Genomic DNA, 24,595 nt, shown 5'->3' on the forward strand with positions numbered 1-24,595 from the left:
CCGAATCAGGAAGGGATGAATCCCATGAGCACATCTGATCAGAACGCTAATCTCGCCGAACTGAGCGAAGCCGGAGTCGCCGTCTGGCTCGACGATCTCTCCCGGGACCGACTCAACTCGGGCAACCTCGCCGAGTTGATCGCGACCAGAAGCATCGTCGGGGTGACCACCAACCCTGCGATCTTCCAGGCCGCGCTGTCCAAGGGGCATGCCTACGACGCACAGATCGCCGAGCTGGCCGAGCGGGGGGCCGATGTCGACTCGGCAATCCGCACCGCCACCACCGATGACGTGCGCGCCGCCTGCGACGTGTTGGCTCCGCAGTACGAAGCCTCCGAGGGCGTCGACGGCCGAGTGTCCATCGAGGTGGACCCGCGCCTGGCACACGACACCGATAAGACCATCCTGCAGGCCATCGAGCTGTGGAAGATCGTCGATCGGCCCAACCTGTTGATCAAGATCCCGGCCACCAAGGCCGGTCTGCCCGCGATCTCGGCAGTCATCGCCGAAGGCATCTCGGTCAACGTCACCCTGATCTTCTCGGTGGAACGCCACAAGGAAGTGATGGATGCCTACCTGGCCGGTCTGGAGGCCGCCAAGGAAGCCGGACGCGACCTCTCCAAGATCCACTCGGTGGCCTCGTTCTTCGTGTCCCGGGTAGACACCGAGATCGACAAACGCCTCGAGGACATCGGCAACGGTCAGGCACTGTCCCTGCGGGGCCGGGCCGGAGTCGCCAATGCCCGCCTCGCCTACCAGGCCTACGAGAAGGTCTTCGATCACGGTCACCGGTTCGCCGAGCTCAAGAAGGCCGGTGCGCGCGTGCAGCGTCCGCTGTGGGCCTCGACCGGAGTCAAGAACCCCGACTACGACGACACCCTCTACGTGGTGGACCTGGTGGCTCCGCACACCGTCAACACCATGCCCGAGAAGACGTTGGAGGCCGTTGCCGATCACGGCATCGTCACCGGCAACACCATTCACGGAACATATGACGGCGCGCACGCGGTCTTCCATGAGCTCAGTCGCGCGGGAATCGATCTGGACGACGTGTTCGAGGTGCTCGAGACCGAGGGCGTCGACAAATTCGAGGTCGCCTGGAACGAGCTCATCGACGCCACCCAAGCCCAACTCGACGCGGTATCCACCAAGGAGTGAGCGTGGATGACGGTCTTCACACGAAAGGCTCATCCATGACTGACATTCTTCGCGCGAACGGCTCGTCGGCGACAAACCCGTTGCGGGACAAGCGCGATAAGCGTCTTCCACGCATCGCGGGACCCTGCTCGCTGGTGATCTTCGGGGTCACCGGCGATCTGGCCCGCAAGAAGTTGATGCCGGCCATCTATGACCTGGCCAATCGCGGGCTGCTGCCACCGAGCTTCGCGTTGGTCGGGTTCGCCCGCCGGGACTGGGCCAACGAGGACTTCGGCCAGATTGTGCTCGATGCCGTGAAGGAACACTCACGCACCCCGTTCCGTCAGCACGTCTGGGACCGTCTTGCCGAAGGAATCCGGTTCGTGCAGGGCAGTTTCGATGATGACGAGGCCTTCGAGCAGCTCAAGAAGACCCTGCAGACGCTCGACGAGGAACGCGGCACCGGCGGCAATCACGCCTTCTACCTGTCGATTCCGCCGAAAGCATTCCCCACGGTGTGCGAGCAGCTGTCCAAGTCCAGACTCGCGCAGCCCGTGGACGGCGCATGGCGCCGCGTCGTGATCGAAAAACCCTTCGGCCACGATCTGCAGAGCGCCCGCGAGCTGAATGCTGTGGTCAACGAGGTGTTCCCCGAGGAATCGGTCTTCCGGATCGATCATTACCTCGGCAAGGAGACGGTGCAGAACATTCTGGCGCTGCGGTTCGCCAACCAGTTGTTCGACCCGATCTGGAACGCCCACTTCGTGGACCATGTGCAGATCACCATGGCCGAGGACATCGGATTGGGCGGCCGCGCAGGCTATTACGACGGCATCGGGGCAGCACGCGATGTTATCCAGAATCACCTGCTGCAGCTGCTGGCATTCACCGCGATGGAGGAGCCCATCAACTTCTCCCCCGCCGAGCTGCAGGCCGAGAAGATCAAGGTGCTCTCGGCCACTCGGCTGGCCGAGCCGCTCGCCGAAACCACTGCCCGCGGCCAATACGGACCCGGGTGGCAGGGCAGCCAGCAGGTGCCCGGCCTGCTGGAGGAGGAAGGCTTCTCCAAGACCTCGACCACCGAAACTTTCGCCGCGATCACCCTGGAGGTCGACAGCCGCCGCTGGGCCGGGGTCCCGTTCTATCTGCGCACCGGTAAACGCCTCGGCCGCCGAGTCACCGAGATCGCCCTGGTGTTCAAGCGGGCACCACATCTGCCCTTCGATTCCACGATGACCGAGGAACTTGGCGCCAACGCGCTGGTGATTCGGGTGCAGCCCGATGAGGGCGTCACGCTGCGCTTCGGATCGAAGGTTCCGGGCACCGCGATGGAGGTACGGGACGTCAACATGGACTTCTCGTATGAGCAGGCCTTCACCGAGGAATCGCCCGAGGCGTACGAGCGATTGATTCTCGACGTGCTGTTGGGCGAGCCCTCGCTGTTCCCGGTGAACGCCGAAGTCGAGTTGTCGTGGCGGATCTTGGATCCCGCACTGGACTTCTGGGCGTCGGAAGGAAAACCCGAGACCTACGAATCCGGCACCTGGGGCCCCCAGTCGGCGTTCGACATGCTGGCCCGCACGGGACGTGACTGGAGGCGACCATGATCATCGATCTGCCCGACACCACCACCAACGACGTCAACAAAAAGCTGGTGGAGCTGCGCGAAACCGGTGGTGCGGTCACCATGGCGCGCGTCCTGACCCTGGTTGTCATCACCGACGCCGGCGATGACGTCGAAGAGGTCATCGAAGCTGCCAACGGCGCCAGCCACGAGCATCCCTGCCGCATCATCGTGCTGGAGCGCAATCCGCTGGCCCCCACCACCGGGCTCAATGCCCAGATCCGGGTCGGGGGTGACGCCGGGACCGGCGAGGTCGTCGTATTGCGGCTGCGCGGCCCTCTCGCCGCCCACGAGCACAGTGTCGTGATCCCCTTCCTGTTGCCCGACACCCCGGTGGTGGCGTGGTGGCCCAACCAGGCGCCCGCCATTCCCGCGAAAGATCCGCTGGGACGTCTGGCGATCCGCCGCATTACCGATGCGACAACGGCACCAGACCCCTTGAACGCCATCAAGAACCGGCTCGCCGGATACACCCCCGGCGACACCGACCTGTCGTGGAGCCGGATCACCTACTGGCGTGCGCTGCTGGCCTCGGCACTGGATCAGCCACCGTACGAGGGCATCAACTCGGCAGTGGTGTCCGGGCTCGCCACCGAACCCGCGCTCGATGTCACCGCGGGCTGGCTCGCGTCACGTATCGAAGGACCCGTCACCCGGCTGGTCGGCGAGCTCAAGGTGGAACTGCACCGGGACAGCGAGGTCGTCACCCTGAGCCGGCCGCAGACCGGGGCCATCGCGACCTTGGCCCGCACCGGGCGCCCGACAGCATCACTTCCGTTGCCGCGCAGAGAGACACGAGATTGCCTGGCCGAGGATTTGCGCCGCCTCGATCCCGATGAGATCTACCGCACGGCGCTTGAGGGAATCGCGAAGGTGCAATTCCTATGAGTGAAACAATCATCGAAAAGTACGCGGATACCGATACTTTGGTGACCGCAGCAGGCGACCGGCTGGCATCGGCAATCGCCGGTGCCCTCGCCGAACGCGGCAAGGCGCTGATCGTGCTCACCGGGGGCGGTACCGGCATCGCCCTGCTCAAGCATCTGCGCGAGGTGGCCAGCGATCTCGACTGGGCCAACGTCCACGTGTTCTGGGGCGACGACCGGTACGTCCCGAAGACCGATCCGGAACGTAATGCCTGGCAGGCCTGGGAGGCACTGCTTGAGCATGTCGACTTCCCGCTACGCAACATGCACGCGATGCCCAACAGCGAAAGCGAGTACGGCACCGACCTGGACGCGGCCGCACTCGCTTACGAGCAGCTGCTGGCGGCCAATGCCGAGCCCGGCCAGGACTGCCCGGCCTTCGACGTCCACCTGCTGGGCATGGGCGGCGAGGGGCATATCAACTCACTGTTCCCGCATACCGATGCCGTCAAGGAAACACACCGACTGGTGGTTGCGGTGCCCGACTCCCCCAAGCCACCACCGCAGCGGATCACGTTGACACTGCCCGCTATTCAGCGTTCACGCGAGGTGTGGTTGATCGTCTCGGGCGAGGCCAAGGCCGAAGCCGTCGCGGCGGCGATCGGAGGGGCCGATCCGATCGATGTGCCCGCGGCAGGCGCCAAGGGCACCGAACGTACCGTGTGGCTGCTCGACGAAGCCGCCGCGAGCCAGCTGAACTAGGCGCAGCCCCCAACCCGGCCCTCATGCGGCCGCGATTCAGGGCCGAAACAGTTTGTCGCTGCCCGTTTTACCGCGCGCGAGATCTAATGAAGACCTCGGCGCGTACCAACGCGCTCAGATTCGATGCGGCGGCAACTTCCCACTAGGGTATTGACCTCCTCCGCGCTTCGGGCATATGTTAACGATCGGTCAATTCGCTGACATACCCACACCGCATCGCGGCCACGGACCTTTCGACCAAGAGGGTCCTGAGCGATAGCCGCGCACGGCGGGCTACACGGTGAGGAGTTCGACGCATGCACGATCGGACGTTAGAGCGCGCCAGCGCGTGGTCAGGGCTGCTTTACCTGCTGATATTCGGTACCGGCTGGATGCTGGTGGCACACTTCATGCCACCGATTCCACCCTCGGCCGATCCTGCGGCGGTCGCCGGCCAGTTTGAGCGCCGACATGTCTGGCTCATGCTCGCGGCGGTGCTCATGATGTGCTCGACATTTGCCCTGTTCCCGGTTTCGGCGCTGTTAGTCCTCATTGTCCGCAGGATCGAGCGCCACGCCGGCCTCGTCACCGTCATGATGGGCCTGACCCTGGCCACGTATTTGGTGATGAACTTCTACACACCGTTTTCGTTCGCCGTGGCGGCGTTTCGGACCGAGCGCGACGCTGCGCTTGTGCAGTACGCGAGCGACTACGGATTCCTCCAATTCATCGGGGGTATCCCCATGTTCTTGATGGTATGGATACTGAGCGCCTACGCCATCCTCGTACTGAGCCCCCGCCACGACCCGTTGATCCCGCGCTGGTTCGGATACCTGAACCTATGGATCGCGATCCTCTATCTGCCCGAGCTCCTGGTGTTCTTCTTCCATTCCGGGCCCTTCGCATGGAACGGTGTCGTGGGGTTCTGGATCCCCGCAATTCTTTTCATCGTCTATTTCGCGGTCTCACCGGCGATCCTCGTGCCAGCGGTACGCAAGCTCATCGCTGAATCAGAATCCGCGAACTCTCCTGTAACGGCGAATTTTTCGTGAGCGTTGAGGCCGGTGTGCGGGTGCCCACGCACCGGACCCGAACCAAAGTACACATACCGGGCGAAGCAGAGTTGTGGATCTTCATCATGGGGGATCTCACGGTCTTCGGCGTCTTCTTCGCGATCTGGGGATGGAACTACTCCCGAAACCCCGCCATGTTCGAGCTCGGCCGCGCGAGCATGTCACAGCCGCTCGGTCTGGCCGAAACCCTCACCCTGATAACGAGTTCCGCCGCGGTGGTGGCCGCACTTACCCATGCCCGCTGGAAACAATGGGCTCGCGCCCACGGCTACTATCTCACCGCCATCGGATTCGGCTCAGTGTTCGTGGTGCTCAAGGCAGTTGAATACAGTCGCCATCTGACTGCGGGCTCGCATACCGTCGCAGGTGAGTTCTTCATGTACTACTTCGTTTTCACCGGAATTCACCTGCTGCACGTGTTGGTCGGACTGCTCGGCCTGAGTGCCGCCGCCCGCTCGACGCGTCCCACGGACACACACCGCTACGGCGTGGCGCTCCTCGAGGGCATCGGCGTGTACTGGCACATGGTGGACGTCCTATGGGTCGTGCTGTTCGCATTGATCTACCTGATTTAGATAGTGAGCAAGCCAATGATCATTTCGTCGCTGCACACGCGCGTGGGACGTACCGCACTGCCTACCTGGCTGGCGCTGACGGTCTGCACCGTACTCTCGTGGTCCGAGAGTTCCCCGGTACGGCCCTCGAACGCGGTGATACTGATCGTGCTGTCGCTGACTGCGGTGAAGGCGGTACTCATCATCGCCTCCTACATGGAGATCAACCGCGCGCCGCGGTGGCTTCAAACGCTGTGCGGTACTTGGATCATCGTCGTCTTCGCAATCCTTACCTACACCCTGTGCGTAGCGGCCTAGTTCTCGTTGCCCTGTCCCGCGGCGAAGAGCGCGTCCGGGTCTACGGACAGGCCATGCGCCGCCTGGGCCGGTGTCGGAGCAGGCAGCTGAGCTGGCGCACCCGGCGAGGGTGCGACGGCGGGTCCCGGCGCGGGCGTTTTCAGACGCCGCACATTGATCGCGAACTCCGCCACCGCGTCCCGGATCGCTGCCGCATGCTCGTCAAGACGGTCCAAGAGCTGCGATAGCGTGCGGCCCATCTTGTTTCCAAGCTCGGAGGCATCCGCCACGGCGGAGGCGATCGTGGTCGCCACGCTGCCGCCCTGGGTGATGGGTGAGGCCGCCCGGGCCGCCGTGAACTCGGTAATGACGTCGTCCACATACCCTTCCACCCATTGCCCGAGCATGCTCCGGGTATGCGTGACCAGATCCGTCACCACGTTGATGCGCTGATTGACATTCGCCGCGACGAGGCGCAGCTCCTGCAAAGCGTCATCGAGAGCACCTGCCGCCTCACCGAATCCTGTTGCCGCCGCCCCGCTGTGACCGTCGCCCAGCGCACTGAGCACCGCCGACAGTTCCTGTTGCACATTGGTGACATCGGCGATGCAATAGCGCCAGAAGGTGGCTTCGGCGGACGCCGCGACGGGGTCACCCCGCATCGCATTGAGCGGTTCTTCCAGGAACTGCACATGCTCGACCAGGAAGCCCAATCCGGCGTCATAGAGGCGAGTGAGCGGTTTCAGCTCGGCATCAAGGGTGTCCACCGAACCCTTCACCAATCTTCGTCATCGCGGCGACAGTTTGGTCCTCCGCCTCGGCGATCTGCCGAGCTTGATCGTGAAGGCGCTGTCCCGTCTCCACGATGACATCGCCGAGCGTGCGGACCGCGTCGGACAGCTCATCGATGCTTCCCCGCACCGACATCACGAAATCCGACGACACAGACCCCAGGTCCTGATCGCCGAGCCCCTCGCCGTGATGCTCGAGCAAGTACCGCACGGACTCCCCGGCGCTCTCGAGGTTCGCCGCCTCGTGTAACACCACATCGCGGTCAAAGTGGAAGGTCCCGCCCGGCTCATTGCTCATGTGGACGGTCCCAGATGTTCACCCTCCCCAAGGTGCCCCCCGTCCAGGTAGCCCTTGACGTAGTCCATGGCCGGTCCGTCACCGGTGAGGTCATGCAACGTGCTGTGGATCTGGCTGGCCGCATTGACCTGTGCCGCGGCGATAGTCCTGGTGATGATTGCCGACAGATCCCGCGCGTCCATCGACAGTGTGGACTCATCGAGATCCAGCGCCTCGATGCGGCCGCCGGACCCAACGGTCACCGCGACTCCCACATCATCCTTGGCGTGGCCGCGAACCAGGCCCACGGTCTGCTGCACGTACTGGGCGCGTTGCCCAAGAACCTCCAGGCGATCCTGGTACTCACGGATCCATTGGCGGGGGTCACCACGGCACTCCGACATGTCGAGGGGCTCCTTTCCTGGGGGTGCGGCCGGTGAAACGGGAACGTCCCCTCCGCGTCCCCGGTCCACCGACCGCTGATGGCACTCGTCGACTTCTGTGCCATACATAGAGATTGATGGTCCGAGGACATGAATCGGTTCCATGAATTTTGAAGAAATTTCTCGGCAAATAGATGAAACATCAACTACCAGCGAGAATATCTACCGCAGAGACAAAACAGCGGACTACCTGTGGAGTAGTCCGCTGCCGGTAAAACGTCGTTCCGCTATCCGCCGAGCTTGATCTCCAGCCCGACGCCGATGATCGAGATCACCCAAATAGCAGTGACGAAGTAGGTGAGCCGGTCCAGGTTCTTCTCCACCACGGTTGAACCGGAGAGGCTCGACTGCACGCCACCACCGAACAGCGTGGACAGACCACCGCCCTTCGCACGGTGCAACAGCACCAGCAAGACCACGAGCAAGCTCGTGATCACCAGGATGATCTGCAACGCCAATTCCATGGTGGTTAGCCTACCGGCTCGGTTCCGCTCACCTGCGCAGGGACTCCGTTCAGCTCACTGCCGAACTATCGGCCAGCCAGGTATTGCATTCCCACAGCCGATTCTTGAGCGAACCATGCCGCCACCATGCCTCGGCGTGCTGGTTGGAACCGTGGTCACGCGTCGGCTGCTGTCCGTCTCCGCGATCCTGGTCATTCCAGGCCAGGTCGAGTTCCTGCTGGGTGATGGTGCCACCACGTCGGGAGCCAAGGAACATTCCCGAGAAGCACTGGGCCTGCAGTTCCAGTCGTCGGGAGAGCTCAAGTCCCAGCGGTGAATCGACTCCGGCAGCGCGGCGCTGGCGCCAGTACTCATCCCACATCCCGCTGAGCTCCTGCACATGGTGCCCATACTCGTGGGCGTAAACGGCCAGGTAGATACCGTCATGATTCCCATACCTGCCCGGAGGCACACCCACGATCGACATGTAGATGGTGTTGTTCGAGGGGCAGTAAAAGGCGGCCCTCTCCCTTCCGAAATATTCGCCTCCACAGGGCGAATCCACATAGTCTCCCGCCACTACCAAACCCGGCGACGACCACGGCAGGCTGTGCCCGTCAAGCAGCCGCCGCCACTCCGGATCCATGCACCCGCGAAGGTCGCGGTAGAAGGCGTCGGCGTGCGGGATGTCGAACGGCCATGTGCTCGTGGAGCACGGCGCATTCGTGAATCCCGCGTCCTGATTCCGAAATAACGGATTGTTGCCGAGCGCGTACACCGGCTTGGGGCCAGGAGGCGGCGGGGGCGCCGGTGCCGTGGTGGGCCTCGTCGACGATGAGGCCCACACGGCGGTACTGCGAACTGTGGCCGACGGGTACTGCCACGTGGTTGTGACTCGCACCGAACGGTCCCTATTCGGACGCAGTGCCCATACCGCCGCCGTGCCCAGCACGAAAGCGACAACCAGAGCGCAAACTACGCCGGCGACGATCAGGCCGGTGTGAGACCCACCGTGCGCACGCGGCCGCGGTCCGTATCCGGCCGGCGGCAGATAGACCGGACGCACCGGTGGCACCGGATAGGCGGGCCGCGGTTGAGGCGCAGGGTATCCCGGCAATGGCGCAACAGGCGGTGGACGCCATCCACGTGGAGGTGGCGCCATCGGCGCCTGAGCGGGCGGCGGTAGTGGTGTACCCCAGCCGGGCACCGGCCTGGATTGGTAATACGGCTGCTGCCCCATGTGGTCCGCCCCCTGAACACCTTCGGTGAATGCGCGCCAGCATATCGACCCTGACCTAGGGTTACCGCCGTGGGAGAGATGATTCGCGGGGCGGTGTTGCGCCTGTTGATCTGTTTAACGCTCGGTACCGGATGGCTGGTCGCGGCGACGCCTGCGCGCGCAGACGATCCCGCCGGCACCGTGGCGGTCGCCATGAACCTGGCCGAGGACGGCACGCTGCACATCACCGAAACCATCACGCCTGCCAAGGACCAAGTGCTGCAACGTCGTCTGCTGCTCGACACGGCCGTCGAAGGCAATCGGGTACAGCATTTCGAAGTCGACCAGGTAGCCACTACCGGTGCCGCCCAGGCCATCTCGGACGGTAAAGCGTTGACCGCCGTCGCTCACGGCCCGGCCACGATCAGCTACACGGTGCGCGGCGCTGTCACCGACATCGCTAATCGGCAACAGGTGCTGTGGCCCGTAGCCTCCGGATGGGACTCGGGGCTGCGAAACGTCACGGCCTCGTTCGTGTCCCCGAGCACCAAACCCAGCTCTCCCGAATGCTCCGTGGGCGCACCAGGTTTTCAAATACGTTGTACCTCAGCGCAGGTCGATCACACCGGGGTAATCCGGCTTCAGCAGAACGAACTCCCACCGGATTCTGTCGTCGTCTTCAGCGTCATGCTGCCGGCCGGTACGGTCCCGGCCAGCGCCACCTTCACAACAATCCCCGGGGCGCCGGGGCCGTTCGCGCTGACGAGGTCGTCGATCACCGCGCTCACAGGGCTCGGTGGCACTGCGATCGCTCTAGCCTGCTGGGTGATTACCGCGCGCCGTCGTGATGCACGGGCCGCCGAAATGGCCATCGCCTTGGCCGATCCCCTCGTGCACGATGACAAGGGGGCACGATTCGCAGCACCGGACGGTGTCCTACCGGGACAGGTTGGCACCGTTGTCGATCTGCGTGTCGACGCTGTGGACCTCACCGCGACGATCGTCGACCTCGCGGTGCGCGGATACCTCTGGATCGCCGAAACAGACGGCCCCGGTGCACAGCTCGATTGGCAGATATCCCATCGCGCTCCGATGGATGGCCTACTGACCACCTACGAGACCCAGCTGCTGAATATCCTGCTCCCCCAAGGCACCGAGACGGTCTTCGTATCCAGCTTCCAGACACCGGGTTCCCGGCTGGATCTTGGCGGCATCTCCGACACGATGTATGCCGACGCCCAGCGCAATCGGTGGTTCCGCCGTTCGCCAGAACACGTTGGCTCCCTTACCCGTTACGGGATCGGCGTGCTACTCGGCGGTCTCGTAATCACGGCCGCCCTGGCGCTGAGCGTCGGCAGCGCCATGATCGGTGTGGCGGTATGCGGCGTAGGAGCCGTCCTCGCACTGGCCGGAATGCTACTTCCCGTGCGGACGGCTCGTGGCCGGCTACTGGTAGCGCATGTGGCCGCGCTGCGCCGCTACTTGGGTGAGCTCAACATGGAGGACTTGGAGCCCACCGACCGGGAGATCATCCTCACCCGGGCGGCGCCCTACGCTGTCGTCCTGGGGCAGCTCGACGCATGGCTCAAAGCCATGGAAACACTCGATACCGCCGCAGACGGCTCACCCGGAATCGATTGGTACGAAACGACTTCCGAAGAACTCAACAAAACCACGGCGAACGTCACCGCAAATCTGCCGACCTTCCTCACCATTCTGGACGGCGTGTTGGCGCGCGGCGCGCACCTACAGAACCTGCCGCAGAACTGAGTTAGAGCAGCGGCCCGCCCGCCGCGATCGCCGACATCTGGGCGAACTGCTCGCCATCCAGCGAGGCGCCGCCCACCAGAGCGCCGTCCACATCTTCCTGCGCAACCAATTCGCCCACGTTCTTGGCGTTGGCCGAGCCGCCATAGAGCACTCGCACGGACGCCGCCACGTCGGCGTTGGCGATCTGCGCCAACTCGGCCCGGATCGCCGCACACACTTCCTGAGCGTCGGCGGCACTGGCCACTCGGCCGGTGCCGATCGCCCACACCGGCTCGTAGGCGATGACGACCTTCTCGACCTGCTCGGAGGTAAGCCCGGCCAGCGACCCCCGTAACGAGTCCACGTTGTATTGCACGTGGTCGCCCGCTTCGCGGATGTCCAGGGCTTCTCCGATGCAGACGATGGGCGTCAGACCGTGTTTGAGGGCCGCGGCCGCCTTGGCGGCGACCAGCGCATCGTCTTCGGCGTGGTACTGACGACGCTCGGAATGCCCGACCACGACGTACGTGACGCCCAGTTTGGCCAGAAAGGCGCCGCTGATCTCGCCGGTGTAGGCACCCGAGTCGTGCACCGACAGGTCCTGTGCGCCGTAGGTCAACCGCAGCTTGTCCCCGTCGACCAGAGTTTGCACGCTGCGGATGTCGGTGAACGGCGGAATGACCGTCACATCCACCTTGTCGAAATACTTGTCCGGCAACGAGAACGCGATCTTCTGCACCAGGGCGATGGCCTCGAAGTGATTGAGGTTCATCTTCCAGTTGCCGGCGATCAACGGCTTACGCGACATGCGATGCTCCTCTAGCTTTCGAGAACGTCGATACCCGGAAGCGTCTTGCCCTCAAGGTATTCCAGGGATGCGCCACCACCGGTGGAGATGTGCGAGAAGCCGTCGTCCGGCAGATCCAGCGCACGCACCGCGGCCGCCGAATCACCGCCTCCGACCACACTGAACGCACCCTTCTCGGTGGCCGCGATGATCGCCTCGGCCACCCCTCGAGTACCCGCGGCGAAAGCCGGGAACTCGAAGACACCCATCGGACCATTCCAGAAGATGGTCTTGGCGTTCGACAGCACGGCCGTGAACCGCTTCACCGACTCGGGCCCGATGTCCAGACCCATCTTGCCGTCCGGGATAGCGTCTGCGGCAACGATTTCCGAGGGTGAATCGGCGGCGAACTCGTCCGCTGCCACGATGTCCATCGGCAGGTGAATCACGTCGGCATAGGTATCCAGCAGCCGCTTGCACGTATCGATCATCTCCGGCTGCACCAGCGACTTGCCCACCGGCAACCCCTGCGCGGCCAGGAAGGTGAAGCACATCCCGCCACCGATCACCAGGCTGTCGGCCTTGGTAGCCAACGATTCGATGACTGCCAGCTTGTCGGAGACCTTGGACCCGCCGAGCACCACCGCATACGGGCGCTCGGTGCTGGCCGTGAGCACGCGCAGAACTTCCACCTCGGCGGCCACCAGACCACCCGCGTAATGCGGCAGCAGTGTCGCCACGTCGTAGACGGAGGCCTGCTTGCGATGCACCACACCGAATCCATCGGAGACGAACGCACCGTCGGTACCCGTTGGGCCGCCGACCAATTCGGCGAGCTCCTGGGCGAGCGCTCGCCGCTGCGCGTCATCCTTGCTGGTCTCACGCGGGTCGAACCGGATGTTCTCCAGCAGCAGCACGTCGCCGTCGGTCAGGCCTTCGGCACGCGCCAGCGCATCGGTCCCGACAACGTCGCCGGCCACCTGGACGTGCTGCCCCAGCAGTTCACTGAGCGCCGCACCGACCGGAGCCAGGGACAGCTTGGGGTCCGGCGCACCGTCCGGGCGGCCCAGGTGCGCGGTGACGATGACCTTGGCCCCGGCACCCGCGAGCGCGCGGATGGTCGGGACCGAGGCCACGATGCGACCGGGGTCGGTGATGTTGAGATTGTCGTCGAGCGGGACGTTCAGGTCCGACCGGACCAGCACGCCCTTGCCCGAAACTCCCTCGGCCAGCAGGTCGTTGAGGGACTTGATCGCCATCGTTACAGCGACTTGCCGACCAGGCCGACCAGGTCGACGAGGCGGTTCGAGTAACCCCACTCGTTGTCGTACCAGGAGACCACCTTGGCCTGGTTGTCGATCACCTTGGTCAATCCCGCGTCGAAGATCGAGCTGTGCGGGTCGGTGACGATGTCCGAGGACACGATCGGCGCGTCGTAGTACTTCAGGATGCCCTTGAGCTTGCCCTCCGCGGCGGCCTTCATGGCGGCGTTGATCTCATCGGCGCTCGCGGCCTTGGCGAGTTCCACGGTGAGGTCGGTCGCCGAACCGGTGGGGATCGGCACACGCAGGGCGTAACCGTCGAGCTTGCCCTTGAGCTCGGGCAGCACCAGACCGATGGCCTTGGCGGCACCGGTCGAGGTCGGCACGATGTTCAGCGCGGCGGCGCGGGCACGGCGCAGGTCGCTGTGCGGGCCGTCCTGCAGGTTCTGGTCCTGGGTGTAGGCGTGGATGGTGGTCATCAGGCCCTTGACGATGCCGAACTCGTCGTTGAGCACCTTGGCCAGCGGTCCGAGGCAGTTCGTGGTGCACGAGGCGTTGGAGATGATGTTCTGGCTGCCGTCGTACTTGTCGTCGTTGACGCCCAGCACGATGGTGATGTCCTCGTCGCTGGCGGGCGCGGAGATGATGACCTTCTTGGCACCGGCGTCCAGGTGGCCCTGCGCCTTCTCACGCTTGGTGAAGATGCCGGTCGATTCGACGACGACGTCGACACCCAGGTCGCCCCACGGCAGCGCCGCCGGGCCTTCGCGGACCTCGAGGGCCTTGATCTTGTGGTCGCCGACCACGATGGTGTCGTCGCCCTCCAGGCTGACGTCGTACGGCAGCCGCCCCAGAATGGAGTCGAATTTCAGCAGGTGGGCCAGGGTGGCGTTATCGGTCAGGTCGTTGACCGCGACAATCTCGATGTCGGTGTTGATCCCTTGAGCCTTCTGCGCGTCCAGTGCCCGAAAGAAGTTCCGGCCGATCCGGCCAAACCCGTTTACGCCTACCCGGACAGTCACGTAGCGCTCCCTCTTAGTCTGTTTGATCTGTGGTGTACCCGTTATCGGCACTCACATTAGCCCAGGGGGTGAGCCATTTCGTCCCGGCCCAGTCGCGCGACGATATGGGCGATGACCGCCAACACCAGCGGCGCCACGCCAGCGATGACGAACACCGTGGTGTTGCCGATGATGTGCGCCACCGGAACCACCAGTGCGAACGAGGCGGGCAGGCCGACGAGGGACACGAAGAAGTCCATGCTGGCCGCGCGGCCGAGCATCTCCTCGGGCACGCGACGCTGCATCAGGGTGCCCCAGATGACGTTGGCCGCCTGCATGGTGCCGCCCACGATGATCATGGCGAGGGCGATCATCCAGACGCGTCCGGTGAACCCGATGAGCAGCAGGGGCAAGGACCCCGCTCCCCACATCAGGATCATCACCGTCAGGTACCGGCGGGCCAGAGGCAGTGACGACACGATGAAGGACCCGGCCGCGCCGGCCAGACCAAACAACGCCAGCACCGTGGCATGTGTGCCGGGGTCTCCGCCATGGTCCCGGATGACGAACGGCAGCAGAATCTCGATGGGCCCGACGACCACCAGCACATAGCCGATCGCGAACAGCAGTGTGGCGAAGAACCACGTGGTGCGCACCATGTAGCGGAATCCCTCCGCCAAATCGGCCAGCGCACGGCGCACGGGATGCTGACGTACATCGGGCGCGGCGGCCGGCTCGTGGGTGTGCCGAACCAGCAGCAGACAGCCCAGACCCGCCGCCACCAGCGCACCCTCCAAGAGGAACGCCCCACCCGGTGACCACACGCTGACGATGGCGGCACTGACCGCGGGACCGGCCGCAAGCTGCATCACGGGCCGCAGCACACCTTCGATTCCGTTGGCCGCCAACAGCTCATCGGCAGGCAACAAACTTGGCAACAACGCGGTGTAGGCCGGGATGTAGAAACCCTCGGCGATCCCGAACAACAGTGAGTTGAGCGCCAGATGCCAGATGTGGGCGGCACCCGTCAGCGCGAGCGTCGCGGTGGTGAACATCAGCACCGTCTGCACGGCCAGCGAGCACCGCATCACCCACAACTTGGGCAGTCGATCAGCGGCGACACCGGCGGGCAGCACGCTGATCAGTAGACCCACGCTGAAGGTGGTGCCGACGATGGCCACCTGCGCCGGCCCGAGTCCCATCCGGATGACCTGCCAGACAAGCGCCACCGTCCACATGCCATTGCCCAGCAGGGTCACCGCTAGGCCCAGAGTCAGCAGTCGATAGTCGCGATGCCGCAGCGGACGCAGTGCGCGCGGGAGCCCGGTGCTCTGATGGTGTGGCTCTTCGCCCGAAGAGTCCTCGGGCATTTCCCCAAGGACCGCTTCGGTTTTCACCTGCTTAGCGAAGTCCACCGATTCAGGGTACGAAAGCGCTCCGACAATTCGCCATCGGTTTTCGCTCGGCGTGAGGGGACTTGTTACGCCTCTTCGAGCAGCTCCGGAGTCACCGCGGACTCGGTATCGGGGATGCCGTCGGTCTTGGCCTTGCGGTCGGCCATCGAAAGCAATCGCCGAATACGGCCCGCGACAGCATCTTTGGTCATCACCGGATCGGCGAGGCGGCCCAGCTCCTCAAGTGATGCCTGCCGGTGCTCAACGCGCAGCTTTCCGGCGGCCGCGAGGTGGTCGGGCACTGTGTCGCCAAGGATTTCCAGGGCACGCTCCACGCGTGCAGCCGCAGCGACCGCAGCACGCGCGGACCTGCGCAGGTTCGCGTCGTCGAAATTCGCGAGCCTGTTCGCCGTTGCCCGCACTTCGCGGCGCATCCGGCGTTCTTCCCACGTCAGTCGGGTGTCCTGCGCGCCCATCCGGGTGAGCAAGGCACCGATGGCCTCGCCATCGCGAACCACCACCCGATCACTGCCCCGCACCTCACGCGCCTTCGCGCTCACGCCGAGCCGTCGGGCCGCACCCACCAGGGCCAGCGCGGCCTCCGGTCCCGGGCAGCTGACCTCCAGCGCCGATGACCGGCCAGGTTCTGTCAGCGAGCCGTGTGCCAGGAACGCGCCACGCCAGGCGGCCTCGGCATCGGCCACGCTGCCGCCGACCACCTGTGCTGGCAGCCCGCGCACCGGGCGGCCCCGCAGATCGAGCAGACCGGTCTGCCGCGCCAACGCTTCTCCGTCCTTGGCGACGCGGACCACATAACGAGTGGTCTTGCGGATGCCGCCCGCGGACAACACGTGCACCACGGCGTTATAGCCGTACAGATCGAAGATGTCCTTGCGGAGACGCCGCGCGATGCTGCCCTGGTCGACTTCTGCCTCGACGACAACCCGGCCGCTGACGATATGCAGTCCGCCGGCGAACCGCAGCAGCGACGCGACCTCGGCGCGGCGGCTACTGACCTGAGTCACCACCAGGCGGCTCAGTTCGTCTTTGACCTCGGCGGTCATCGCCACGGGGTGTCCCCTCTCTGAATTCCATGCTGCGTGCTCCCGCCCCCCGCTGCCAGGCGCACCGTGGATTCGGCATCTGTTCCCGCGGCCGCGGCCGCGCTACCCGTTCGTACTCGATCCAAGACCGCCGACAGTTTCGCAGGGTCATGTAAATGTGTACCAGGGCGCGAGACGTCAGCGAACTGAACGTGCGCATTGAACAAGGCGGCTGCCCTGGTCAAGTGGTCGCGTTCGGTGTCATCTGCGGATGCGGATTCGACGACGATGTCGTGTACACCGAACTCGGGCGCGTGTTGCGAGAGTACGTGCAAATGACGCTCCGCGGAAAAGCCCGCCGTCTCCCCCGGCTCCGGTGCCAGATTCAAGATCAGGGCCTTGCGGGCCTGGGTCTGCTGCAAAGCAGCGAAAAGTTCGGGCACCAGGACATGCGGGATGACACTGGTGAACCAGGACCCGGGCCCTAAAACCACCAGGTCGGCGGCCATGATGGCCTCTACGGCCTGCCGGGTGGCAGGCGGGTTGCCCGGATGCATGCGGACGCGGCGCACCTTGCCTGGGGTAGTCGCCAGCGCCACCTGCCCGCGGATCACCCGGCTCATCCGCGGGTCGGACTCCAGACCGGATACGTCGGCCTCGATCTGCAACGGAATAGGGCACATCGGCAGCACCCGGCCGGTGATGCCGAGCATGCGGCCCATCTCGTCGAGCGCGGAGACCGGATCGGCGAGCATGTCGGTGAGCCCGGCCAGGATCAGGTTGCCGATCGGGTGCCCCGCCAACCCGCCATTGCCGCCCAGGCGGTGCTGGATGGCCGTGGCCCACATGCGCCCGCGCGGGCTGTCGGAGGCGAGCGCCGCCAACGCCATGCGCAGATCGCCGGGTGGCACGATCCCTAGCTCGGAGCGAATTCGCCCGGACGAGCCGCCGTCATCGGACACCGTCACCACGGCGGTGATGTCATGGGTGAGCCGTCGCGCCGCCGAAAGTGTGGCGTACAGACCGTGGCCACCACCGAGGGCAACGATCCGGGGTTCGCGGCGCGTGAACGGCTGGTCGATGCCGGGGTTCATTCGCGCCCCAAGTCACGGTGCAATACCCGCACCGACAGGTCTTCATCGGGGGCAAACGATGCGGCCAGGGCCTCGGTGATCGCGACACTGCGATGCTTGCCGCCGGTACAGCCAACCGCGATTGTCATGTAGCGCTTTCCCTCTCGCCGGTAACCGTCGATGACGAGGTTCAGCAGCCGATGGTAGGTGTCCAGGAACTCGTCCGCGCCGGGTTGGCTCAATACGTACTGGCTCACCGACGGATGCTGACCGGTATGCGGTCGCAGCTCGTCAACCCAGTGTGGGTTCGGTAGAAATCGGACGTCGACGACCATATCGGCATCCATCGGTAGCCCATATTTGAATCCGAAAGATTCCACGGTGACGCTCAGATGCGCGACCGTCTCGGTGCTGAAGGCACGCTCGATAGCGGCACGCAGTGCGGGCACGGGCAGCGACGATGTGTCGATGACCAGATCCGCCGAGGCCCGGATCGGTGAGAGCAATGTGCGTTCGGCGGCGATGCCCTCGGCAAGGGTCTGACCGCCCTGCAGCGGGTGACTGCGCCGGTTCTGTTCGTAGCGCCGCACCAGGCTCTCGTCGGATGCCTCCAGGAAGAGCACACGTGGGCTGATCCCCCGGGTGGCCAGATCGGCACGCACCGATTCCAGATCGCCGGTGAAGCCCCGGGAGCGGACATCCATCACCACCGCGAGCTGGGTGATACGTGAACCCGCGGCAAGACCCAGGTCCACCATCCGGGTGATCAATTCCGGCGGCAGGTTATCGGCGACATACCATCCCAGGTCTTCGAGCACCTTGGCGGTGGTGCCGCGTCCCGCGCCCGATAGGCCCGTGACCAGGACGACGTCGATATCGGCGTTCGCGGGTCCGCTGGCCACGCTAAGAGGATCGATTGTCATCGACTCCATTTTCGACCATGGCGGGCAGTGGTGCTTCGGTTGCACCGGAAGTCGCCTCCGAATTGACTGGACCGACGAGTGCCTCACGTACCGCCAGTGCTGTGGCCGCACCGATGCCCGGAACCGCGGTGATCTCCTCGACGCTGGCCTTCTTGAGCTGCGCCACCGAACCGAAGTGCGAGACGAGCGCGGCCCGGCGCGCCTCCCCCAGCCCCGGTATGCCATCGAGCACCGAGGCGGTCATCCGCCGGGACCTCTTGCTGCGATGGAACGTGATGGCGAATCGGTGCGCCTCGTCACGAACACGCTGCAGCAGATACAACGCCTCACTCGTCCTCGGCAGAATCACCGGATCCGGCTCACCCGGCACCCACACCTCCTCGAGGCGCTTGGCCAATCCAATGACCGCGACATCGGTGACACCCAGCTCGCTCAGTTCGGCAGCGGCCGCGTTGACCTGAGGCGCACCACCGTCGACGACGAAAAGGTTGGGCGGATAGGCGAACTTCCTCGACCTGCCTTCCGGAGCCGCAACGCCGGCGACGTCCAACCCCGGAGCCGCAACGCCGGCGACATCCAATACCGCACCACTGTCACCGTGAACCTGCTGATCCTGCACGTGCCGGGCGAATCGGCGCCGCGTCACCTCCGCAATGGACCCGACGTCGTCGGAGCGCCCATCCCCGGCAGCCTCCCTGATGCTGTAGTGGCGGTAGTCCGACCGGCGGGATAGCCCATCCTCGAAGACCACCAGCGAGGCCACCACGTCGGTGCCCTGGACATGGCTGATGTCGATGCACTCGATGCGCAGCGGCGCCTGCTCCAGGCCGAGCGCATCCTGAAGCTCCTGCAACGCCGCCGACCTTGTGGTGAGATCGCCTGCGCGCTTGAGCTTGTGCTGCGACAGGGCCTCTTTTGCATTGCGCTCCACCGTCTCGGCGAGCGCCTTTTTGTCGCCACGCTGCGGTACCCGCAACGAGACCCGGGAACCCCGTAGACCGGTCAACCAAGAGGTCATGCCCTCGGCATCACGCGGCAGCACCGGCACGAGAACCTCACGCGGCACCGGGGCCACGTCGGCATCCGTGTCGGCGACATAGGCGAGATCGGCCTGGTCGCCGTAAAACTGAGTGAGGAACTGTTCGACGAGTCCCTCAAGATCGGAATCGCCCGGGTCCCCCGACTTTTCGACAATCCAGCCACGTTGGCCGCGAACCCGCCCACCACGCACATGGAACACCTGCACCGCGGCTTCCAGCTCGTCGTCGGCGAAGGCCACCACATCGGCGTCGGTGCCATCTCCGAACACAACAGTCTGTCGCTCCAGTGCACGCTGCAAGGCAGAAATGTTGTCGCGCAGCCGCGCCGCCCGCTCGAAATTGAGTTCCTTAGCCGCGTGGTTCATTTCACGTTCCATGTCCCGGGCCAGACGATCCGTCTTGCCAGAGAGGAAGTCGCAGAAATCGAGAACGATCTCCCGGTGCTCTTCGGCGCTCACCCGCCCGATGCAGGGCGCCGAACATTTCTCGATGTATCCCAGCAAGCAAGGGCGGTCAATCTGTTTGTGCCGCTTGAACACTCCGTTAGAGCAGGTGCGGGCCGGGAAGACCCGGGTAAGCAGGTCGAGCGTCTCCCTGATCGCCCATGCATGCGAGTACGGGCCGAAGTAACGCACGCCCTTACGGCGAGGCCCGCGATAGACGAACAGCCGCGGGTACTCCTCATTGAGCGTGACGGCGAGCACCGGATACGACTTGTCGTCGCGGTAGCGCACGTTGAAGCGCGGATCGAATTCCTTGATCCAGTTGTACTCGAGCTGCAGCGCTTCGACCTCGGTGCCCACCACGGTCCACTCCACGCTGCCCGCAGTGGTGACCATCTGCCGGGTACGCGGATGCAGACTGGCGACATCAGCGAAGTACGAGGTGAGCCGGCTACGAAGGCTCTTGGCCTTGCCCACGTAGATGACCCGTCCGTGCGGATCACGGAATCGATAGACCCCCGGCTCGACGGGTATCGAGCCGGGAGCCGGTCGATAGGTCGAGGGATCAGGCACGTATCCAGGCTAGTCGCGGAGTCCGACTAACCCTGGCGAGCAGAGCACGTCCGGCCCGGCCCGTCAGTGGTCGGACCAAGGAATCCCCAGCAGCTCCTGCTCGACCTCGGACTCCCACACGCCAAATGGATCGTCTGTGTAGATCTTGCATCGATAGTGCTCGGGGTCTTCGTGCGGGGCGCACGGCGGAATGTCCGCGTGCGCAACGTTCAGACTTGCAGTGGCAAACAACGCCAATGCGGCCATTCCGATGATGGATCCTCGCTTCAGGAGGCCAGTGATAAATGCAACACTGCGCATCGCCATTGCCCCCTATTCCGAATCGCCGACTGATTCAAGCGACTCGGCACTGCACCTGCTCTTGAAATCGGTGAGTGGCCGACGAATATCCTGAAGATCTTGTTTTACATCCGGGTGTGAGCTCATGTACTGCCGCAGTTCAGTACGAATTTCCTTAGCATTTTTGCCCTTCAAACCGGACAAGAAGTCATTCACGTCAGGGTGCGTGTGCAGATAGACCGATTCCGAGGCGGAAACCCCCGCCACAATCCCCGCTAAGTCAGCAGCCGAGCAGTCGGGCGGTTCGGCACTTGGGTCTGCGTGAGCAATATTACAAAGAAATACACCCCCGATAAGCATCGACGACACATATCCAGACATCACCTTCGCCACGGCTATTCGCATAAACAACAGTAGCATCGAGCTAACGTTGTTAACCCATTGATGGGTAGCTGTTTACTTGGTAAGGCTCAATCGTTGGATTGCTGTTCATGCGACAACCCGGCACGTATCCGCACCCGACCAGGCTGGGCCCCGCACTTAACGCAGCTCAGAATCACGGGCTTCCAGACGCGGCGCGTGTGATCGGCTAGCCTGAAAAGAGAATCAACTACAAGGTGAGGGCTTTATGACGGTGCGTAGATTGCCTGGTGGATTCATACCCGTCCTGCTCGTAGCGGCTTCCAGCTTTTCTCTGGCGACGGCGATTCACGCGCAGGCCCGACCGTCGAACGACGCCGATGCGGTGATCAACAGCCTGCAGGCCAGCGGCTATCGCGTCACCGTGACGAGAATCGGATCCGGTCATCCAGATAACTGCACCGTCCAATCCGTCAATCAGCAATCGCCGGTTTCCAACGTCGCCAGCGCGCGTGATATGCGCAACAGGCCGACATCAGTTCCAGTCTCCACCAAGGTCGCCCACGTCACGCTGGCGTGCTGACACAGAAGGACGAATTGAATGAAGTTCGGCATTAGTTCCCTGGCCACCGCATTGCTGACGATGAGCGGGATCGCCTTGTCACCCGCGATCGCCGCGGCCGATCCCGACACCCCGGCACCCGCACCGAATTCTGAAGCCGCCACGCGCACAGCGATACTTCCCGTCTTCGCGCAGGAGGGCATCAAGGTCAGGACCGGTAAACCCGGCGAGCTGCTGACAATCCACCTGCCCGACAGCGCACCCCTCATGCCCGCCGAATGGGGACCCGACGGCGAGGCGACCTATCGGTCTGCCGACACCGACTTCACGGTGACCCCCCTTGTCGACGGCGGCGAGTACTTCACCATCGTGAAGAAGAACCCTTCCGACTCATTCGACTACAACCTGCACCTCGCGCTTCCCGCGGGCACACACTGGGTGCGTCATGACACCACGCTGCTGATCGAATCCGATGCTGGTCCGGATCAGCCGCCACTGCTGGTCGGGATGTTCGCATCCCCGGCAGTAACCAACAGCAAGGGCACCGTGATCCCACTGACCGTCACGATCGATCCCGATGGCCAGTCGGTGCTGTCCGCCCGGAGTTCTGAACTCACCAACACGCCCATCGAGATCGGTTTCTCCTACCACCCGGTGGATCTCACGCGGTAGCCGCTAACGTCATGGAACTGTGAGGATTCCACCACGACCGCTAGCCGTCCTCGCCCTCGCCGCACTCGTGACGGTCGGCTGCTCGACCGATCACGCAATGCGCCCGGGCGCCGGATCCGAGCCGTGCAGCATCGTCACCAATGGCGTTCCCGTCACGAACACCGCCACTGCGGGTCCCTCCGGGGAACGCGATATCTCCACCAACCCCGAGGTCGCGACCGGCTATCGCACGGGCATGACTGCCGTACGCACTGCCAGCTTTGCCGTCGCGACGGCCAACCCGCTGGCCACCCAGGCGGCCTGTCGGGTGCTACGCGACGGCGGCTCCGCGGCGGACGCATTGATCACCGCACAAGCTGTCCTCGGGCTCGTCGAGCCACAATCCTCCGGGATCGGTGGCGGAGGTTTCCTCGTCTACTACGACGCCAAGACCGGTGCCGTCGAGACATACGACGGCCGCGAGGTGGCTCCCGCGGCCGCCACCGAAAATTATCTGCGCTGGATCGATGACGCCAACAGAGCCAAGCCCATACCCGATGCCCGATCATCGGGCCGCTCCATCGGGGTTCCCGGCATCCTTCGTTTACTCCACGACGCCCATTCCGCGCATGGCACCGTTTCATGGCGCGATTTGTTCACACCGGCAGTTCAATTGGCCGACGAAGGTTTCGAGATCAGCCCGCGCCTCGCCGCCGCCATCAGCGACTCGGCGGCCGGCCTTGCCATCGATCCCGAGGCGGGCACGTACTTTCTCAACCCCGACGGATCAGCGAAATCCGCGGGGACCAAGCTGACCAATCCGGCTTACGCGAAAACCCTCGGCGCGGTGGCCACCGACGGACCCGAGGCGTTCTACCGGGGCGCCATCGCCGAGGACATCGTCGCCGCGGCAGCAGATACGTCGTCCGGCCGCACCCCGAGCCTGATGACGACGGCCGATCTCTCCGGGTACACGGCCAAGCGCCGTGAATCCCTCTGCACCACATACCGCGATCACGAAATCTGCGGCATGCCGGCGCCATCCTCGGGTGGCATCGCCGTCGCCGCCACCCTGGGCATCCTGCAGAACTTTCCGATGGCCTCCTACCGCCCCACCGACGTCGACCTGGACGGCGGCAGACCCACGGTGGACGGAGTGCACTACATCGCGGAGGCCGAGCGGCTGGCCTACGCCGATCGCGACAAGTACGTCGCCGACACCGATTTCGTGGCACTGCCGGGTAACTCACCCAACACCCTGCTCAACCCGACCTACCTCAGCGCACGTGCCAGGCTGATCTCCGGCGAGAAGACGATGGGCACCGCCAAGCCCGGCGAATTCAACGTTCCAGCCTCTGCGGCGGTGTCCACTCCCGAACACGGCACCAGCCAGGTGACGGTCGTCGATAGGCAAGGCAATGCCGCATCGCTCACCACCACAGTGGAATCCGCATTCGGCTCCTTCCACATGGTCGACGGCTTCATCCTCAACAATCAGCTCACCGACTTCTCCGCCGAGCCCGTGGGCAAGGACGGGCTTCCCGTTGCCAACCGGCTACAACCGGGAAAACGGCCGCGCAGCTCCATGGCCCCCACCCTGGTCTTCGAACGTGCGGAGTCCGGCAAGCGTGGCGCCCTGCTGCTGGCGCTGGGTTCTCCGGGCGGTGCGGTGATCATCCAATTCGTGGTGAAAACCCTTGTCGGTATTTTGGATTGGGGACTCGACCCGCAACAGGCGGTTTCCATGGTGGACTTCGGCGCCAACAACTCACGCAAGACAAACGTCGGTGGAGAACACCCCAACATCGACGCGCACAACAACGGCTCCGATGATCCACTGGTCCAAGGGCTGCGCAGTCGCGGACACACTGTCGATGTCGCCGACCAGTCCAGTGGGCTGTCGGCGCTGGTGCGACGAGGTCAGGGGTGGATCGGCGGTGCGGATCCGCGCCGTGAGGGCCTCGTCATGGGTGACACGGGGTAAGCACCC

At 64.4% G+C, this 24,595-nt stretch carries 25 protein-coding genes; 11 read left to right on the forward strand and 14 right to left on the reverse strand.

Annotation, left to right across the window (positions count from 1 at the left end):
- The first annotated feature begins 24 nt into the window (after positions 1–24).
- The 7 genes from tal (at position 25) to RHO23_RS09110 (ending at position 6,313) form a co-directional block, all read left to right on the forward strand.
- Positions 25–1,158 (forward strand): transaldolase, encoded by a 1,134-nt coding sequence (gene tal / locus RHO23_RS09080; protein WP_030093486.1) that lies wholly within the window; start codon positions 25–27, stop codon positions 1,156–1,158.
- A gap of 35 nt (positions 1,159–1,193) precedes the next feature.
- Positions 1,194–2,744: a glucose-6-phosphate dehydrogenase gene (gene zwf, locus RHO23_RS09085; RefSeq protein ID WP_030093487.1), complete on the forward strand. Its 1,551-nt coding sequence runs from the start codon at positions 1,194–1,196 to the stop codon at positions 2,742–2,744.
- Positions 2,741–3,649: a glucose-6-phosphate dehydrogenase assembly protein OpcA gene (opcA, locus tag RHO23_RS09090; protein WP_423488949.1), complete on the forward strand. Its 909-nt coding sequence runs from the start codon at positions 2,741–2,743 to the stop codon at positions 3,647–3,649. The genes zwf and opcA overlap by 4 nt, the downstream gene beginning before the upstream one ends.
- On the forward strand, positions 3,646–4,389 hold the full coding sequence (gene pgl / locus RHO23_RS09095) for a 6-phosphogluconolactonase (RefSeq protein ID WP_046253857.1): 744 nt from the start codon (positions 3,646–3,648) through the stop codon (positions 4,387–4,389). Before opcA ends, pgl begins: the two co-directional genes overlap by 4 nt.
- 461 nt (positions 4,390–4,850) lie before the next feature.
- Positions 4,851–5,420: a hypothetical protein gene (locus RHO23_RS09100; protein ID WP_264922511.1), complete on the forward strand. Its 570-nt coding sequence runs from the start codon at positions 4,851–4,853 to the stop codon at positions 5,418–5,420.
- Positions 5,421–5,473: 53 nt separating this feature from the next.
- Entirely contained in the window at positions 5,474–6,016 is a 543-nt protein-coding gene (locus tag RHO23_RS09105; protein ID WP_264922512.1) for a cytochrome c oxidase subunit 3, read from the forward strand.
- A gap of 15 nt (positions 6,017–6,031) precedes the next feature.
- On the forward strand, positions 6,032–6,313 hold the full coding sequence (locus RHO23_RS09110; RefSeq protein ID WP_423488950.1) for a cytochrome C oxidase subunit IV family protein: 282 nt from the start codon (positions 6,032–6,034) through the stop codon (positions 6,311–6,313).
- Here the strand turns inward: RHO23_RS09110 and RHO23_RS09115 are convergent.
- The 5 genes from RHO23_RS09115 to RHO23_RS09135 form a co-directional block, all read right to left on the reverse strand.
- On the reverse strand, positions 6,310–7,059 hold the full coding sequence (locus RHO23_RS09115; protein ID WP_064410329.1) for a hypothetical protein: 750 nt from the start codon (positions 7,057–7,059) through the stop codon (positions 6,310–6,312). The genes RHO23_RS09110 and RHO23_RS09115 overlap by 4 nt on opposite strands.
- The gene (locus RHO23_RS09120) at positions 7,046–7,381 is read right to left on the reverse strand and encodes a hypothetical protein (RefSeq protein ID WP_030093491.1); all 336 of its coding nucleotides are present in this window, start codon (positions 7,379–7,381) and stop codon (positions 7,046–7,048) included. Before RHO23_RS09120 ends, RHO23_RS09115 begins: the two co-directional genes overlap by 14 nt.
- Positions 7,378–7,764: a hypothetical protein gene (locus RHO23_RS09125; RefSeq protein ID WP_030093492.1), complete on the reverse strand. Its 387-nt coding sequence runs from the start codon at positions 7,762–7,764 to the stop codon at positions 7,378–7,380. Before RHO23_RS09125 ends, RHO23_RS09120 begins: the two co-directional genes overlap by 4 nt.
- A 266-nt stretch (positions 7,765–8,030) precedes the next feature.
- Complete coding sequence (gene secG / locus RHO23_RS09130) at positions 8,031–8,267, reverse strand: preprotein translocase subunit SecG (protein ID WP_030093493.1); 237 nt, start codon at positions 8,265–8,267, stop codon at positions 8,031–8,033.
- A 49-nt stretch (positions 8,268–8,316) separates the two neighbouring features.
- The gene (locus tag RHO23_RS09135) at positions 8,317–9,486 is read right to left on the reverse strand and encodes a neutral zinc metallopeptidase (protein ID WP_070941066.1); all 1,170 of its coding nucleotides are present in this window, start codon (positions 9,484–9,486) and stop codon (positions 8,317–8,319) included.
- Between the two features lie 78 nt (positions 9,487–9,564).
- On the opposite strand from RHO23_RS09135, the gene RHO23_RS09140 reads away from it, so the two are divergent.
- Positions 9,565–11,235, forward strand: coding sequence for a DUF2207 domain-containing protein (locus tag RHO23_RS09140; protein WP_423489200.1), 1,671 nt, complete (start codon positions 9,565–9,567; stop codon positions 11,233–11,235).
- 1 nt (position 11,236) lies between these two features.
- Here RHO23_RS09140 and tpiA read toward each other — a convergent pair whose 3' ends face one another.
- From tpiA to RHO23_RS09185, 9 genes are all read right to left on the reverse strand, one after another.
- Positions 11,237–12,022, reverse strand: a complete 786-nt coding sequence (gene tpiA / locus RHO23_RS09145) for a triose-phosphate isomerase (protein WP_064408970.1) — start codon at positions 12,020–12,022, stop codon at positions 11,237–11,239.
- Between the two features lie 11 nt (positions 12,023–12,033).
- Positions 12,034–13,260, reverse strand: a complete 1,227-nt coding sequence (locus tag RHO23_RS09150; RefSeq protein WP_064408971.1) for a phosphoglycerate kinase — start codon at positions 13,258–13,260, stop codon at positions 12,034–12,036.
- Positions 13,261–13,262: 2 nt separating this feature from the next.
- Positions 13,263–14,285 carry a type I glyceraldehyde-3-phosphate dehydrogenase gene (gene gap / locus RHO23_RS09155; protein WP_030093498.1) on the reverse strand — a complete coding sequence of 341 codons (1,023 nt, stop codon included), beginning with the start codon at positions 14,283–14,285 and terminating at the stop codon, positions 13,263–13,265.
- A 56-nt stretch (positions 14,286–14,341) separates the two neighbouring features.
- A complete protein-coding gene (locus RHO23_RS09160; RefSeq protein ID WP_030093499.1) occupies positions 14,342–15,565 on the reverse strand; it encodes an MFS transporter in 1,224 nt (407 codons plus the stop codon).
- Between the two features lie 179 nt (positions 15,566–15,744).
- Positions 15,745–16,722 carry a DNA-binding protein WhiA gene (gene whiA / locus RHO23_RS09165; protein ID WP_030093500.1) on the reverse strand — a complete coding sequence of 326 codons (978 nt, stop codon included), beginning with the start codon at positions 16,720–16,722 and terminating at the stop codon, positions 15,745–15,747.
- Entirely contained in the window at positions 16,719–17,795 is a 1,077-nt protein-coding gene (locus tag RHO23_RS09170; protein ID WP_046253867.1) for a gluconeogenesis factor YvcK family protein, read from the reverse strand. Before RHO23_RS09170 ends, whiA begins: the two co-directional genes overlap by 4 nt.
- On the reverse strand, positions 17,792–18,706 hold the full coding sequence (rapZ, locus tag RHO23_RS09175; RefSeq protein WP_057965939.1) for an RNase adapter RapZ: 915 nt from the start codon (positions 18,704–18,706) through the stop codon (positions 17,792–17,794). The genes RHO23_RS09170 and rapZ overlap by 4 nt, the downstream gene beginning before the upstream one ends.
- Positions 18,678–20,753, reverse strand: coding sequence for an excinuclease ABC subunit UvrC (gene uvrC, locus RHO23_RS09180; RefSeq protein WP_057967982.1), 2,076 nt, complete (start codon positions 20,751–20,753; stop codon positions 18,678–18,680). The genes rapZ and uvrC overlap by 29 nt, the downstream gene beginning before the upstream one ends.
- A 312-nt stretch (positions 20,754–21,065) precedes the next feature.
- Positions 21,066–21,392 carry a heme-binding protein gene (locus RHO23_RS09185; RefSeq protein ID WP_030093505.1) on the reverse strand — a complete coding sequence of 109 codons (327 nt, stop codon included), beginning with the start codon at positions 21,390–21,392 and terminating at the stop codon, positions 21,066–21,068.
- A gap of 268 nt (positions 21,393–21,660) precedes the next feature.
- On the opposite strand from RHO23_RS09185, the gene RHO23_RS09190 reads away from it, so the two are divergent.
- Genes RHO23_RS09190 through RHO23_RS09200 form a run of 3 tightly spaced genes read left to right on the forward strand, consistent with a single transcriptional unit; the run spans position 21,661 to position 24,589 of the window.
- Positions 21,661–21,975, forward strand: a complete 315-nt coding sequence (locus RHO23_RS09190) for a hypothetical protein (protein ID WP_057967980.1) — start codon at positions 21,661–21,663, stop codon at positions 21,973–21,975.
- 18 nt (positions 21,976–21,993) lie between these two features.
- The gene (locus RHO23_RS09195) at positions 21,994–22,626 is read left to right on the forward strand and encodes a hypothetical protein (RefSeq protein ID WP_423488951.1); all 633 of its coding nucleotides are present in this window, start codon (positions 21,994–21,996) and stop codon (positions 22,624–22,626) included.
- A gap of 19 nt (positions 22,627–22,645) precedes the next feature.
- Positions 22,646–24,589, forward strand: a complete 1,944-nt coding sequence (locus tag RHO23_RS09200) for a gamma-glutamyltransferase family protein (RefSeq protein ID WP_423488952.1) — start codon at positions 22,646–22,648, stop codon at positions 24,587–24,589.
- The last annotated feature ends 6 nt before the right edge of the window (positions 24,590–24,595 follow it).

Source organism: Mycobacteroides sp. PCS013, assembly GCF_049532645.1.
Lineage (GTDB): Bacteria > Actinomycetota > Actinomycetes > Mycobacteriales > Mycobacteriaceae > Mycobacterium > Mycobacterium gwanakae.